Origin of the sequence: Borrelia puertoricensis (genome assembly GCF_023035875.1) — a bacterium.
Taxonomy (GTDB): domain Bacteria; phylum Spirochaetota; class Spirochaetia; order Borreliales; family Borreliaceae; genus Borrelia; species Borrelia puertoricensis.
On the sequence record NZ_CP075386.1, the window covers coordinates 45,267 to 58,974 of the forward strand.

Here is a 13,708-nt window from a genome sequence, read left to right on the forward strand (position 1 = left end):
AATTTATTAACTTGGCTTACCTTTATTACCATAAACAGCCACATGTACTATGTAAAGGTTATCCGTACTATCAATTTCGATTGAATTTGACAATGCTACTGCATTAATTTTGTTATTACTTGAAGTATTCTTTTCAACCTGTCCATTTGAGTTAAATTTAAGCTTATCTTTTTCCTTAATAGAATTATCTTTAGCTACAAGATACCCTTGAAATCTATTTGTAATAGGAATTACTGTTGCGGTACTAGTAAATTCATCAACATCTATGCATATTCCATAAAGGTCATCCTCACCTCCAGCTTCAACATGTGGTTCATAGTGTGGATCTACAACACGTTTTACTCCTCTTTTGTATGGATAGCCTTTAAAGAAGTAATTCTCTAACTTGTCATGCTTACTAGTTAGAGTCCCGCCAGAATTACTAAAATGTAAATTCTTATCTCTAAAATCAGTAGTGTTACTAAAGACACAACCATCATTGCTAGGATTCTTCATTAGCTTTTTTAGTTTTTTAGCTTGTTCTTCATATTTATTTACTAACTCAGTTACACTTGACACTGTAATCCTCCTATTTTAAGAAATTGCCTTATTACCATAAAGAGATATCTTTACTAAATACAATTTATAATCTTCTTGCCCTCGCTTATCATTCTCATCAGTAAGGTGTAATGTAAATATGTTACTTAGTGCAATTGCGTTAATTGAAACTGATGAGGTACTGGACGCTTTAATCACTTCTCCATTTGAATTGAAATCTAATCTATCACCTATTGCAATCCCACTTGAGCTTCCAGATACAACGTAACCCTCAAAATTATCAGTTATTGGTATTACCGTTGCCACATTAGTATTCTCATCTATATCAATGCATATTCCATACATATTCTTGCCATCAGAAACTTCTACTTGCACTTCATCAGATTTACTTGTTTCAATTTTTAATTTAACAGCACGTTTGTATGGAAATCCTAAAGATGGGTATTCTTCTAATTTATCTGTGCTACTTGATACAGATTGACATATAGCATCAAATGTTAAATTTTTATCTCTAAATCCAGTCTTGGCTTTAAAAACAGGTGACTCATCATCAAAACTTTTAGAGTATTTTCGCAATTTTAACAAATATTCTTTAAGTGTCTTACCTTGGTCTGTCTCTAGTACTGCTGCATGTCTCTTACCTCTTCGCCTAACTTTTGTAGAATCATCTTGCATGGATGCTTCTTGTTCTTGTTCTAGTTGTTGTTTTAAAACCTGGATAACTTCAGTATCATCCATTTGAGAATAAATATCAGAATCAACCGATTCATGCTTAACATTTGGTATTAAGTTTGGATCTTGATGATCTTCTCTACTCACCATTAATTAATCCCTCGATTCCCAAATATACTTACAAGTGCTATGTACAGGTTTTCATTAATTTTAAATGCCTTTGATAAGGCAATACCATTAATAACACGAGAACCTGAACCGCTGTCATTTTCAATCTCTCCATTAGTATCAAATTTAACTTTGACACCTGGTGTAATTGAAGATTGACTACTCTTCTTTACTACTAAATATCCAGTAAAATTATTTGTAATAGGAATTACTGTTGCGGTCCCAGTAAACTCATCAATATCAATGCATATTCCATAAAGGTCAGAACCACCCCCAGCCTCAACACAAGGTTCATAACCATCCTCAAAAGATAACTTTACTCCTCTCTTGTATGGATATCCCTTAATTGGATGATTTTCTAACCTATCAACACTGCTGGATATAGTCCCACCTTGATTTGCAAAGTGTATTCCTTTATCTTTAAAACCTATATCTACATGAAATAGACCAGCATCTCTATTTGGGTTCTTCATTAGGTCTTGTATTTCTTCTACTTTCTTTAAGTATTCTTCTCTAATCTGTGTTATAGTCTGTGACATATATACTTATCTCCTTTAAGCAGCTTTTTGACTTTTAAGCTTATAAAACTCATGTCTCATGTCTTTATAACCATTTGCAATAGAAATACTAAATTCATCAAAGTTTTGGGGACTAAAGTTAGAATTTAATATGGATATATCCTCATTTATTAAGTCAAGTTTAATCTCCCCTTTTGGACTGGAACTAGTAGTAGAGCGAGTTCTTTTTCTTATATTTGATTTAGCAAGGTTTACAAGTTGTTCAAGTACTTTTCCATCTAAATGTTGTACTTCCCTTACATTAGCAATAGCTTGAATATCATCAACCGGTACATATTTCCTAACAAGTTCCCTACGTTGTGCTTGTATTATATCTTTCAGTGAGTATCCCCTAGCAAGAAGTGTCTCTTTATTGAAATGTGAACTTAAATGTTTACGTGCTAAAGTATCAATCTCATTAATACGAGTAGCTTCACTGAGTAATCTATTTTCTTCTTCCAAGCGCACTTGTGAATCAGCAAGCTCTTTTGATATCATCTCATTAATACTTAAATTCTTATCTTCAGATTCTTTTGCTGCTTTGTACGCTTTATATTCTTCATATTCCTTATATTCTTTTAAACTTAAAGTAATACCATTGCTACCCTCCAAGTTATCCTCTACACTCTTAGCTAAGCCATCATTTTGTGTGCTATCTATATTTTCTTGTATGTTTTGATTCATAAAATCTCCTTATTAACCTTCATAAAAAAATAATTTATGCTTTAAAACATTAAGTTCTCTTGTGCTTAATGTTTTACTTAACTCCAATTCCTTATATTTAAGGGCTAATTCTATAAGTCGCATATCACTCTCATACTTTTCTTCTTCAGTTAGTACATAAAGTGAATTAAATCTCATGTCTAAATGATAATGTTTAACAAGTTTACTATTACAACTAATCTCTAACTCTTCTTGAACACTTTTTAAAAAGTCATAATAATTAGACCTATCACCTTTACCATCATTCCCAAGCCCCTTGGTTTGTTCATTAAAACTTCTAGTTAATGGCTCTTTTGTGTCAGCACCAATCTTTGCCTTTACTAAGGCTAATGCTTCCTTTAAATAGGTTAAGTCATACTTAATAACTTCAAGTGACGCATCTGGTGTTCCACTGTAAAAAATACCATTATTATTTATGTTAGATATAAGTTTAGAGAGCTCTCGCTCTAAATCTCTATTTACACTCTTAAGTGCGCTTATATGACTCTTCTCTTCATCTACATTTCTTTTAAACAGGTTAGAAAATATGCTTGGCTTATAATTAACACCTTTAGTTAAAAGCTCTAATGAGTTTGTAGCATCACTTAAGGCATCTTGTAATGTTGCTAATGATTCATCTTTGTAGAATAAAAAGTTATGTTGCCCTATTCGCCGCTCTATTTCTTTATATATTTCTTCAAAAAGATATATATTAAGCAAAAAACTTTGCGTATAACATGGACTGTAGGCTTTAAGTATATAATCATAATTAGAGTGTATGATTACCCTACTCTTATGAATCTTTACTTCTCTATAAGATACCTTCTCATCTGTATTTACTTTGAAATTGTATGTTATATAAGTAAAGTCAGGCCCCTCATCGCGAACGCTGTTATAGTCAAGATACATAAATCCAGTAGGAAGTTCTCGGTTCACGCTTAAGTGTAAATCTTCTAAAGCGTCAGCAGTTTTAACTAAAATGTATCCAACACCATTAAAACGGTAACTAATTAGGCACTGCAATAATGCTGTCTTTAACTCTATTTTTAAGGCTTCTAAAGCATCATTAATATTAATAACAGTATTAATACTATTTAAGGTGATTCCATTCTTAAGAGTATCTTCTGCTACATTTGAAATGTAGTTTCTAAAAAATATTGAATATTTATATAAGTCTTTTGCGTTTATATTGCTATTTAAAACCATGGCTTCTTTAACCTTTCACCATCAATTAAGCATATGGAGAAAATATAACGCAACAATTGACAAAAACTAATTATTTCTAACAAAATTTAAATAATTTTTGTAAAAAATGACTAAAAAAAGATAATTTAAAGAAGGTCAATTAAATAAAGGAATAGGTAAATAAATTTACTTTACTAATAATGACATTAATGCTAAGAATATTCCTATATTAAGGGTAATAAGAGTACCAAACATCCAACCATGAAGTTTTAGTTTATTATCGAGTACATTGAATTTGGTATCAATCTTATTATCAAGTTCGGTTTTGACAGATTTAATCTCAGATTGTAAGAGAGCTTCAACTTTTTCAAGCTTAAGGTTAAAGTTACTCTCAACGGTATCTATTTTTTTATCGAGTTCATTAAATTTGGTATCAAATTTATTATCAAGATCCTTAATATCAGATTTTAATTCACTTCTAACATTGTCAATCTTATTGTTAAGTTCATTGAATTTAGTATCAATCTTGGTGTTAAGATTATTCTCAACGTTATCAATTTTATTGTCAAGATCTCTAATATCAGATTTTAATTCACTTCTAACATTGTCAATCTTATTGTCAAGTTCATTGAATTTAGTATCAATCTTGGTGTTAAGATTATTCTCAACGTTATCAATTTTATTGTCAAGATCTCTAATATCAGATTTTAAGGTTGTCTCAACCCTTTGAATCTCAGATTGTAAGAGAGCTTCAACCTTTTCAAGTTTTATATCGAAGTTTTCTTTTAAGAATTCAATGTCTTTATAAGTCAGTTCATTTTTATAATACCTATAAGACAGGTCAATAGCAATATCTCTTTTAATACCGGCCTTGGTAAGTTCAGCTATAACCATTTGCTGAGTAATAACAGGCTGCGCAAGTCCCATAAAAACACTCCTTATGTAATTATTATATAATATTTTAAGTATTATAGGAACCTTATTTTAGTAAAATGAGCTTTAAGAGTACGCATACTTAGAGTCAATAACATATATGATGCTGACAGGCTATCTAATGAATCATCATCACTCTTACCATCTCCTTTGTACTTATAAATATCAGATACAGCTGACTTACTTGAATAATCCATAATACTAAGTTTAGATGTTGCAAATGGCTCTATTAACGTAGCAATTCTAGTAAATTTATTACTTATAGGTTTAATTGGAGCAATTTTAAACTTATGACTCATACCCGACCTAAGTTTAAGAAACGTTTTAGTCACATTCCCATGACCAGAAACGTTATCCCTATCTTCAACATATAGTTTGTGTACATTAAGATTTGTAAGTATAATTTTAATTGTATTTAACATCTTAGGATCACCTACTGGTAACTTTTCTTGAAAAATAAACGCATAATAACTTTGATCTACTCGCTCCAAAACACAAAGGGCTGTATTATCTCCTCCTATACTGTATGCAGGATCTAAATATGCTATTGGGGATATAAATTCATGCTTACTTGTAAGATTAACATTAGTAAATATCGCATCACAGGACGGGACCCATTCTCCAAGTAGAACCCTTGCTTTATATGTTGGAATGTCCCTGTAAATCTCTTCTTGGGTTTTAATAAATTCCTCGGGTATTAATTCATTATCATATGTTGTAAAGTTATATGTAGAGTAAATTTTTGTATTATCAATATAATCAAGCTTAAAGAAATGCTCCGGGCTGTCAGGATTGGTATCAAATATAATTGCCTGCATTCCTACTCTAAGCCTTTTTAAACATTCTATTAATGTTTCTTTATGCAGTGTAGTTGCTTCATTAACGTAAATAAGCGCTGAATTAGAGCCTCTAAACCGCTCAAAATCACTTGCCCTATCACCACCATACAGATTAACTTTTAGTGAGTCTATTTCAAAATATGATGTATTAGAAAATTTTGGCCTAAAGGGTATTTTAAGCATACTAGCAATATCTTCTAACTCACTCATAACATTAACTTCTAATGATTTTTGGGAATTTCCTATTATAAAATTATTAGTATTTCTTTTATACACATTCCTATTTGTAAGCAGTATTTTTAAGAATAGATAACATGCTAGAAATGTTTTACCGCTAGCAATCCCACCTGAGAGGATTATTTTACTTTGATTATTCTTCTCGATATTACGTACTACTTTAAGTTGTTTTGAAGTTAAATATTTACTTTCAAACCCTTTAAAATCAACCTCCAATGCTTTAGGCTTAATAAAATCCATTATATCAATACCAAAATCACGCTTGTACTCTCGCTGCATTTCTTTAAATATAGGCAGCTTATATATATCCATTACCATATCCTTTAAATTTGTAATTTAGAGCGCACATCTGTATCAGTAGCTTTAAGCTTTAGCATTGTCTTGTAACATAGTGACATTTTCTTAAGTTCTCTCTCCCTTTTAAGCTCATCGAGTTTAAGTTTTAACTCTTCAAGCTCACGACTCTCTTCTTCTGAATGTGCAACTTTTTTACTTAAAGTCTTCTTATAAAGATTGCTAATTTGAGACTCGAGTTCTTCTATTTTGTAATTATGAGTTTTAAGTTCTAACTCTAAATAACGACTAAATGAATTTATAAATTCTAGTCCCAACATACTTTTAGCCATACTAAACTGACTTTTAAGATCACGCGCCTGGGCTGTACTTTGTGATGCATGAAATAATATATTATTTAAAGTATCTTCACAAATAGTAAGCTTAGCAGTACCATTAATATACTCAGGGTTATCTTTAATCTCTTCCCATTTGCGTCTCATCTTTCCTACATTAACACGACTGACCCCCATCTCTTTTGCAATATCTGCGTCATTAAGCTTCCCTTCATTAAAATAAACAACATAATCATCTAATGATTTCTTTATTCTACTCATACTTCTTTAACCATAGTTTAAATTAAAACAAGTTAATTTTTGTTAACTAATTTTAACATAAACCTTATATCAAAATAATATGCTTACAAGTCATTTCAAGAACTTCACTATAATGTTTTAATATTAATTATAAGGAGAGATAATATGAAAAAAAGTAACTTTATTTTATTTACTTTACTTGCTTTACTACTAATTAATAGTTGTGACTGGTTTGATTTTGATAAAGATGTCAAAAGTAGAGGTAGAAGCAAAAGAGAGATAACAGAAGAAGAAAAAACACCTGAAGAACTATTAAAAGAAAAGCTAAATGAAGGTCAAAGGAAAGGACTAGAATTCTTTAAAAAATCATTAAAAAATAAGAGTGATTTTGACAAGTTCTTAAATTTTGACGAATCTGAAATAAAGCAAGTACTTAATCACATACAAAGTGAAATTGAAACATGCAAAAACAATAATGATCTAGAAGAGGGTAAAGATAGACTTAAAATTGCTATACAAAACACATTTGAAATTGACAATTATAATTTTGATGAATTTAAAAAATCAAATGGTTGTGTAAATAACAAATCCGAGATAAGTAAAAAACAAAGTAAAGCTAGATTTAATAATAAGAATGTAAGACAATGGAAAAAGGTTAAAGATTCCAATTTAAATAATGCAAAGAAAACAAAACAAATAAAAAATTATTATTTTAACATAAACTATGGAACATAAGTAATAAGATTATAAAAATATAAACAATATTAAAATAATATATTATTATAATAATAATTAAATTAATAAGGAGAATATTTATATGAATAAATATATAAAATTAACAATACTTTGTAGCTTACTACTATTATGTTGTTGTGGTGGACACAAACTAAGTATGGTACCAAAACATACAGTATTTACTAATAATCCTAAAAATGATCATCTTACTAATCTACAAGAAGGTAACAAAGCAGAGCGAAATAGTGAAGAAAAACCAAAAGAAGTAATTACTTTAACTGATAATGAAAAGGAAAAATTCGATGTTCTTATAAATGGATTTGATAAAATACTGGAGCTCGATCCATATTTTAAGATAGATAGTAACCCTGAAGTAAAGAAAAGTTCAAACTTCTTAAATTGGCTCCGATTAATAGACATATCAAAAAAGAAAGAATTAGCTAATTTGTTTATTATAGTCTATGATTTCTTAAAAGACAAAAAACCTCCAAAATTAAACAATTTAACCATCAATCAACTTGTAAGCAATACTATTGCTTGCCAATCTCAAAACCAATGCAACAACACATACAACAATATTCAAATAAGTACGTTTTTTCGCGGTGTTTTATCCGAAATATGTTCCAGGGAAAAAACCAATGAAGAGATATTTGAATATCTTAAAGAGGAATTACTTAACCCAAGCAATCATGTGGCTGGTCTCATAGGAGAAGAAATAGGAGAAAGAACAATAAAAATAAAGCTAAAAAATGATAATAAACGAATGCAAGCTTTTAATTTCTTAAAAAGTGCTTTTCCACAGGATATACAGTATATTATGAACAATGTAGCAATAACCTTGATTGAATTAAAAGACGATGCAAAACTAAAGGCTATATTAGATCATATAAATACTGAACTTAAGAAATGTAATGGAAATGAAGCTAGTGAAAACGCTTTTAGTAATAGAATAAGAGAATATTTCGTAGACGAAAATACAAGAAATACAATAAATGCTGAAACACTAGATAAATTTCAAAAGTCAATAGTAAGCACTTGTCAAACAGGCGTAGGGGGTTAAATATATCCCCTCACAACTAGCAAGTTAAGATAAGGATATTTAAGAGAGAAAGATTTAAGAAACATGTCGCTAAAAGATAAAAGTTAAGAAAGAAAAAAGTAAAGGGATTAAGTAAAAGTAAAAAGTAAACATTTTGTTAACTTGAGGTTAAGAGAAATAGAGAATTTAAATTTTGTACCAAATAACCCATCATTGCAAAATTGAAAGATACTGAGTAGGCAAATAAAGGATATGGAAAGTAAAATTATAAGTATTTGTTAAAGATAGCAAGAAGTATTCTAGATATTTATTGCTGCTTCTCCTTAAAACAACTTTTCTCTAAATTACAAGCATTCTACACACCATATTTTCCATGCAATGGAAACCTTTAAAAATTGACTCTACGTGTAAGTATTTGCTAATATTTTTATAACTAATTTTATCTATTTTTAATATGTTTAGTTAACTTTGAAATTACATGAAAGGAAAACATTTAATTAACTGCAATCTTAACTTAAAAATTAAAGAATTAGAAATGCAAAATCAACGCTTAAGTGAAGAATTAACTTTAATTAAAAGTAAAAGCAAAACTAGACATACTAAAAAATTATCCCCACCTTTAAGATTTTATCTAAATGACAAGACAATTAGACTTGTAAAACGCGCTATAGAGAGATTTAAAGAACAAGACCCAATATCTGGATGGTTTGTACACTTACTCTCAATTACTGGTTGTAGAGGTGTTGAGATACAAAATGTAAAACTTACTGATATATATAAAGAGACGTGTAGTAATGGTGAAGTATTTTATTCTATTCGCGTTAATGTAGCTAAAAAGCGTAGCAATATCTGTATTAGAGAAGTAGTCATTAGTAAATCTGAATTTAAATCTATAATGCAAGCCCATCAAAACTATTTTTTATCTAAAGGAAAAGACACAAGACGTACATATCTATTTCAAAAAAGTAAACTTAAATTTCGTGACAATAAAATTAACATAAGTGAGATCGCAACTAGGTTTAAGGAATTACTCATTAAGGGAGGATTTAAACATCGCAAATCTTTGCATATACTTCGTAATATATTTATAGCATCACTAAAGTCTAGAGGATATAATTCATTTGAAATTAAAGAACTTATGAAATATTCATCTACTTCTGAGATTGATAATGTTTATGGTCTCTCAAGTGCAAGTAAAATACAGGCTTACAAAGATATCAAAACTAGCTTGAAATAACTTTTAAGTTTTGCTAATATTTTTAAGGACTACTCCCCCCACTTCAAGATTTTTACCAAGCACCAGTAAATACCTAATTTAACATTTAGGTATTTATTTTACAAAAAAAATATTTGTTAATCCTTTGTTTTTGATAAAATTATAGTTTATAATAAATATATTCTTTTAACCAAAATCTTATTTTGTAAAGAAAAAGGAACTCTAAACTTTTCTAGAGTCCTTTCTCTTTACGCTTGCATTTTAAACATTTCCGTTCAAGCATAACGAATACTCTTTAAATCCATACTTGACCTATTAGTTTTGTATGAAGTAGCTAGTACCCTTATGTTTAGTTTGCTTGAAAATACTAGCTATACCACTAAAGCGTGCTACATAGTTTACAAAAAGATTATGCTTTAAGAAAAGCTTAACTACTCTTGAATCATCAAATTCACTTACTGCAAACTGCCAGTTATATCTCTTAAGCTCTAGAATAAGTCTCTCTAGAGAATCTAAATTCCATCCACGATTATCAACAAGATTCCCATGAGAAATTGAATATGGAGGGTCAAGATATACAAATGTTGAGCTTACCTTGTCTCGATTAGGTAGTGCAGCTAAAAATTTAAATATATCACGTGATGTAAATATTGCATTATCAAGCATCTCTTTAAATCTAGACTTATAAATTTGAAGGTTTTCTAAAAACAATCTCTTGGCATTACTTCGATCCAACTTCATAGTTGAACTAGATGAACCATAAAGTGAATATAAACATCTAAGCACCATGTACTCAATTTTGTCTCTGTTCTCATCAATTATGCTGTCATAAATAATCGCATCTCTTACACGATTGTAGAGCAACTCAGGGTCTTGCTTTAAGATATAGAAAAACTTATATATAAATTTAGAATTATCATTGAGTATATTATAATGGGCTAATGGTTTTGCAAAAAATACTGCTCCTGTACCAAAAAATCCTTCAATATACTGAGTATGCTTAGGAAAAAGACTTATAATATCAGCACTACAAAGGTACTTAACTTCCTTCTCATGTTTAGTAGTTTCAATATTTCTTAAATATTCTCCTTGATGTAATCTCATATTCAACGCCACGCTCTTTAAGTGTCAGTGAATCATAAAGCACAGATGACAAATTAGTTGCTATAAAATGATATCCTGGTGTATTTTTAATTTTAACTTCACTTATCTCAAATTCTCCATCTAAACATCTGTAAGCAGGGCCCTCCCACCTCACACTTGCACTGATATCAAACCGTCTTAGTACAGCGCATGGATTTAGAATATAACAATTACTTCTCATACACCCTGACTTAACAAAGTCATGATAATTCTTATTTATATCAAGAACACTAAACTGCAACTTTTTAAAAACTGATACGTAATAATGAAGAGATAAAAAGTAACATCCCCACTGACGTACTGCTGAGACTAAATTTGGATTATTTTGCGTTATTCTCATTTCGAACCTTCAACCTTCATTAAATACTTAAATCTGGATCCTCAAGAAGACACTCTACGCTACTATCATAAAAGTTGAGAATTTGATCTACAAATATAGAAATACTAAAAAAACTAGCTACAAATATACTCCTCTTATTAATCTTAAGTATCCCACATCTTAAAGCAAAGTCAGGACTTTTTTTGCAAATGCTTAAAAACACATCTAAACATAACTTAGCATTCTTAAGAGTAAGCCCTTCTTTACTCAGTATTTCAAATAAATGCTTGCCTTGTCTGTCTTTTCTACAAAGTAAAACTTCTTCAAAGTCATATTTAGCTTCAACCATCTTTGCTATAAGGTCTTTTTTTGATACTATCACCCATACACCCCCTTAACTTAAATATAGATATTAAAAAGGAATATCTTCATAAAACTCATCTTCAAGCTTATTCTCATTAATATCTTGTGTTTTAATTGATGAGTTTAAGACGCAAATATCATTTACCAAAATACTGTATTTACTCTTACCCTCACCTGTACGCTTATCATTCCAACTTGAATAAGATAGAGCTCCACTAAGTACAACTTGAACCCCTCGTTTAAGTAAAGCAGCAAGACTCTCAGCTCTAGCTCCAAAAATCACACAGTCAAAAAATTGAGCCTGTCTTGTCACACAGTTATTCTTCTTTACACCTCTATTATTAGCTAGTGTAAATTTTAATATAGGAAAACTATTACTAGTATAAATAACCTCACAGTTTCTTGTTAAACGACCAGACATACTTAACGAGTTAATATCAAACACCAGGACTCTCCTCATCAGAAATCCTACTTAAAAGTTCCATACGTCTTAAATCACAATCAAGTCTCTCAAGATTTTCTAAAAATTCTCGTCTTGCATAATAAGCTTGAAAGAGATCCTTTATACTTCTCACACCAAACTTACATAAAAATCTTAAAATCTTGTAAGTAATTACTAAAATTACAACCATAAACATAAATTTCATAAAGTTACCCTTAAACAGCTTTTAAAATAGGTGTAGACCATTCATTTGAATTACTACTAAAATTAGAAAGCCCATTCACTTGTGTATAACTATCACTAAACACCTTAAACCTATCTTTAATGGCTCTTTTTCTCATGTTTAACGAGAATAAAATTCCTTCAAAATTATAATAGATATTATCAATAATTGAATAAGTCCTCATCATATCTTGAATTTTTTCTTTTACTTTTAATTTAACTACTTTGGTAATCTCCTCAGCTTCTTTTGCTTTCTCAGCCTCAACTTTACTGATATGCTCAACCATTTTATTTAAAATAAAAATATCATTTTTTAAACCAAGCTCATTCTCAACTTCTAGATTTGTCAACTTAACAAACTTAAGAAATTCTTGTCTAAAGTCTAATTGTGCCAAGGTATTATAAAATTCACTTTTATTTAAAAATGATTTTATTCTCTCAACCAACTCTTCATTACTTGCACTCTCAATATCATTATAGCTTCTCATATACTTAAGAGCGTTGTTAATCTCAACATTAAAAGCCACCATATAAAACATAATCTTTGCTATAAATGCATCGTCTCTTTCAATAACACAGTTTGTAGTATCTCCACCAAATAAAAAGAATAAGTTTCCTTTTTTTAATCCTGTACATAAGAGTTGCATCTGTACTTGTACGTAATACTTAAAGAAATATTTATTATCTAGAAAATTACCAATTCTATTATATTCAGAAGCGCCGCATTGTATTTGAAATGAATCGCTGCATTTTGTCTCTAAAAGTTCAGCATCACCTTCCCCATTAACAAACCAAGCATCAATTGTAGCACCAACTAAACAATCACTCTTACCAACTTTTTTAAAGTAATTATATTTATCAATACCGTTTGAATATTTATTTTTATGTAATATATGAATATTCTTATCATAGGTTTTTACAAATTCGTCAATTATTAAATTCTCTAAAGCCTTTCCCTTTCTCATACTCAAATTTTCTTCAAAAGGCATTTCCCTTCCTATTGATTTAAGAATTCTTACGATAAACATCTCTTCTAAAGAATCAGCTCCCATAAACAGACTACCAACTTCACTAGCTCCTACCCTGTGTAAAGCTCTTCTTTGCATACTAAAATCAACCTTACTATTAAACTTAAAACATTCATTCTTATTAATATTAGGTATCTTGCGTCCTACCTTATTTATTTTACTTAACTGTTTTTGTTTACCTTTAAGATTTTCTTGACTCTGATATGCAAATGATTCAAAACCCTTAAACACCATCTGCCTGTACAAACTAAATTGTTGCATCCCTTCCTCTGATCTTGAATTATTTATTTTTGTCATATTTAATCCCCTGTTTTTTGTATTTATACAAATAAATATATAGCAAATATTATTTTTTAACAAAAATATTTACAAAAAATGTCATAAACATTATCATTTTTGCTAAACCAAAAATAAATTTTAATCTTTAATAATTATTGATTTACTTATTACTGAATAATGGGTTATTATTAGTAATAAGTAATACAAAAACAGGGGATTAACA

The 13,708-nt window shown here is 29.5% G+C and carries 17 protein-coding genes; 3 read left to right on the forward strand and 14 right to left on the reverse strand.

Features of this window, described 5'->3' with window-relative positions:
* Nucleotides 1-6: 6 nt before the first annotated feature.
* From bpuSUM_RS05930 to bpuSUM_RS05965, 8 genes are all read right to left on the reverse strand, one after another.
* Entirely contained in the window at nucleotides 7-558 is a 552-nt protein-coding gene (locus bpuSUM_RS05930) for a DUF228 domain-containing protein (protein ID WP_247066943.1), read from the reverse strand.
* 15 nt (nucleotides 559-573) lie between these two features.
* On the reverse strand, nucleotides 574-1,359 hold the full coding sequence (locus tag bpuSUM_RS05935) for a DUF228 domain-containing protein (RefSeq protein ID WP_247066945.1): 786 nt from the start codon (nucleotides 1,357-1,359) through the stop codon (nucleotides 574-576).
* Entirely contained in the window at nucleotides 1,359-1,916 is a 558-nt protein-coding gene (locus bpuSUM_RS05940) for a DUF228 domain-containing protein (protein ID WP_247066947.1), read from the reverse strand. The genes bpuSUM_RS05935 and bpuSUM_RS05940 overlap by 1 nt, the downstream gene beginning before the upstream one ends.
* A gap of 15 nt (nucleotides 1,917-1,931) precedes the next feature.
* Nucleotides 1,932-2,618, reverse strand: a complete 687-nt coding sequence (locus bpuSUM_RS05945; RefSeq protein ID WP_247066949.1) for a DUF1357 family protein — start codon at nucleotides 2,616-2,618, stop codon at nucleotides 1,932-1,934.
* A 12-nt stretch (nucleotides 2,619-2,630) separates the two neighbouring features.
* The gene (locus tag bpuSUM_RS05950; RefSeq protein ID WP_247066958.1) at nucleotides 2,631-3,842 is read right to left on the reverse strand and encodes an anti-CBASS protein Acb1 family protein; all 1,212 of its coding nucleotides are present in this window, start codon (nucleotides 3,840-3,842) and stop codon (nucleotides 2,631-2,633) included.
* Nucleotides 3,843-4,007: 165 nt separating this feature from the next.
* Nucleotides 4,008-4,748 (reverse strand): Bdr family repetitive protein, encoded by a 741-nt coding sequence (bdr, locus tag bpuSUM_RS05955; RefSeq protein WP_247066960.1) that lies wholly within the window; start codon nucleotides 4,746-4,748, stop codon nucleotides 4,008-4,010.
* Nucleotides 4,749-4,789: 41 nt separating this feature from the next.
* On the reverse strand, nucleotides 4,790-6,142 hold the full coding sequence (locus bpuSUM_RS05960; RefSeq protein WP_247067052.1) for a PBSX family phage terminase large subunit: 1,353 nt from the start codon (nucleotides 6,140-6,142) through the stop codon (nucleotides 4,790-4,792).
* 11 nt (nucleotides 6,143-6,153) lie between these two features.
* Complete coding sequence (locus tag bpuSUM_RS05965; RefSeq protein ID WP_247066962.1) at nucleotides 6,154-6,720, reverse strand: DUF603 domain-containing protein; 567 nt, start codon at nucleotides 6,718-6,720, stop codon at nucleotides 6,154-6,156.
* Between the two features lie 144 nt (nucleotides 6,721-6,864).
* On the opposite strand from bpuSUM_RS05965, the gene bpuSUM_RS05970 reads away from it, so the two are divergent.
* The 3 genes from bpuSUM_RS05970 to bpuSUM_RS05980 all read left to right on the forward strand — a co-directional run bounded on the left by bpuSUM_RS05970 (nucleotide 6,865) and on the right by bpuSUM_RS05980 (nucleotide 9,710).
* On the forward strand, nucleotides 6,865-7,434 hold the full coding sequence (locus bpuSUM_RS05970; RefSeq protein WP_247066964.1) for an Mlp family lipoprotein: 570 nt from the start codon (nucleotides 6,865-6,867) through the stop codon (nucleotides 7,432-7,434).
* An 82-nt stretch (nucleotides 7,435-7,516) separates the two neighbouring features.
* Nucleotides 7,517-8,494, forward strand: a complete 978-nt coding sequence (locus bpuSUM_RS05975) for an Mlp family lipoprotein (RefSeq protein WP_247066966.1) — start codon at nucleotides 7,517-7,519, stop codon at nucleotides 8,492-8,494.
* Nucleotides 8,495-8,951: 457 nt separating this feature from the next.
* Nucleotides 8,952-9,710 carry a tyrosine-type recombinase/integrase gene (locus bpuSUM_RS05980; RefSeq protein ID WP_247066967.1) on the forward strand — a complete coding sequence of 253 codons (759 nt, stop codon included), beginning with the start codon at nucleotides 8,952-8,954 and terminating at the stop codon, nucleotides 9,708-9,710.
* A 294-nt stretch (nucleotides 9,711-10,004) separates the two neighbouring features.
* Here bpuSUM_RS05980 and bpuSUM_RS05985 read toward each other — a convergent pair whose 3' ends face one another.
* From bpuSUM_RS05985 to bpuSUM_RS06010, 6 genes are read right to left on the reverse strand one after another with little or no spacing between them, the layout of a single operon-like run.
* Nucleotides 10,005-10,793 carry a DNA adenine methylase gene (locus tag bpuSUM_RS05985; RefSeq protein WP_247066969.1) on the reverse strand — a complete coding sequence of 263 codons (789 nt, stop codon included), beginning with the start codon at nucleotides 10,791-10,793 and terminating at the stop codon, nucleotides 10,005-10,007.
* Nucleotides 10,756-11,172 (reverse strand): DUF261 family protein, encoded by a 417-nt coding sequence (locus tag bpuSUM_RS05990; protein ID WP_247066971.1) that lies wholly within the window; start codon nucleotides 11,170-11,172, stop codon nucleotides 10,756-10,758. Before bpuSUM_RS05990 ends, bpuSUM_RS05985 begins: the two co-directional genes overlap by 38 nt.
* Before the next feature lie 19 nt (nucleotides 11,173-11,191).
* Entirely contained in the window at nucleotides 11,192-11,533 is a 342-nt protein-coding gene (locus tag bpuSUM_RS05995; RefSeq protein WP_247066973.1) for a hypothetical protein, read from the reverse strand.
* Between the two features lie 30 nt (nucleotides 11,534-11,563).
* Nucleotides 11,564-11,935 (reverse strand): single-stranded DNA-binding protein, encoded by a 372-nt coding sequence (locus tag bpuSUM_RS06000; protein WP_247066503.1) that lies wholly within the window; start codon nucleotides 11,933-11,935, stop codon nucleotides 11,564-11,566.
* Between the two features lie 16 nt (nucleotides 11,936-11,951).
* On the reverse strand, nucleotides 11,952-12,161 hold the full coding sequence (locus bpuSUM_RS06005; RefSeq protein ID WP_247066975.1) for a hypothetical protein: 210 nt from the start codon (nucleotides 12,159-12,161) through the stop codon (nucleotides 11,952-11,954).
* A 10-nt stretch (nucleotides 12,162-12,171) separates the two neighbouring features.
* A complete protein-coding gene (locus tag bpuSUM_RS06010) occupies nucleotides 12,172-13,503 on the reverse strand; it encodes a DUF244 domain-containing protein (RefSeq protein WP_247066977.1) in 1,332 nt (443 codons plus the stop codon).
* Between the last annotated feature and the right edge of the window lie 205 nt (nucleotides 13,504-13,708).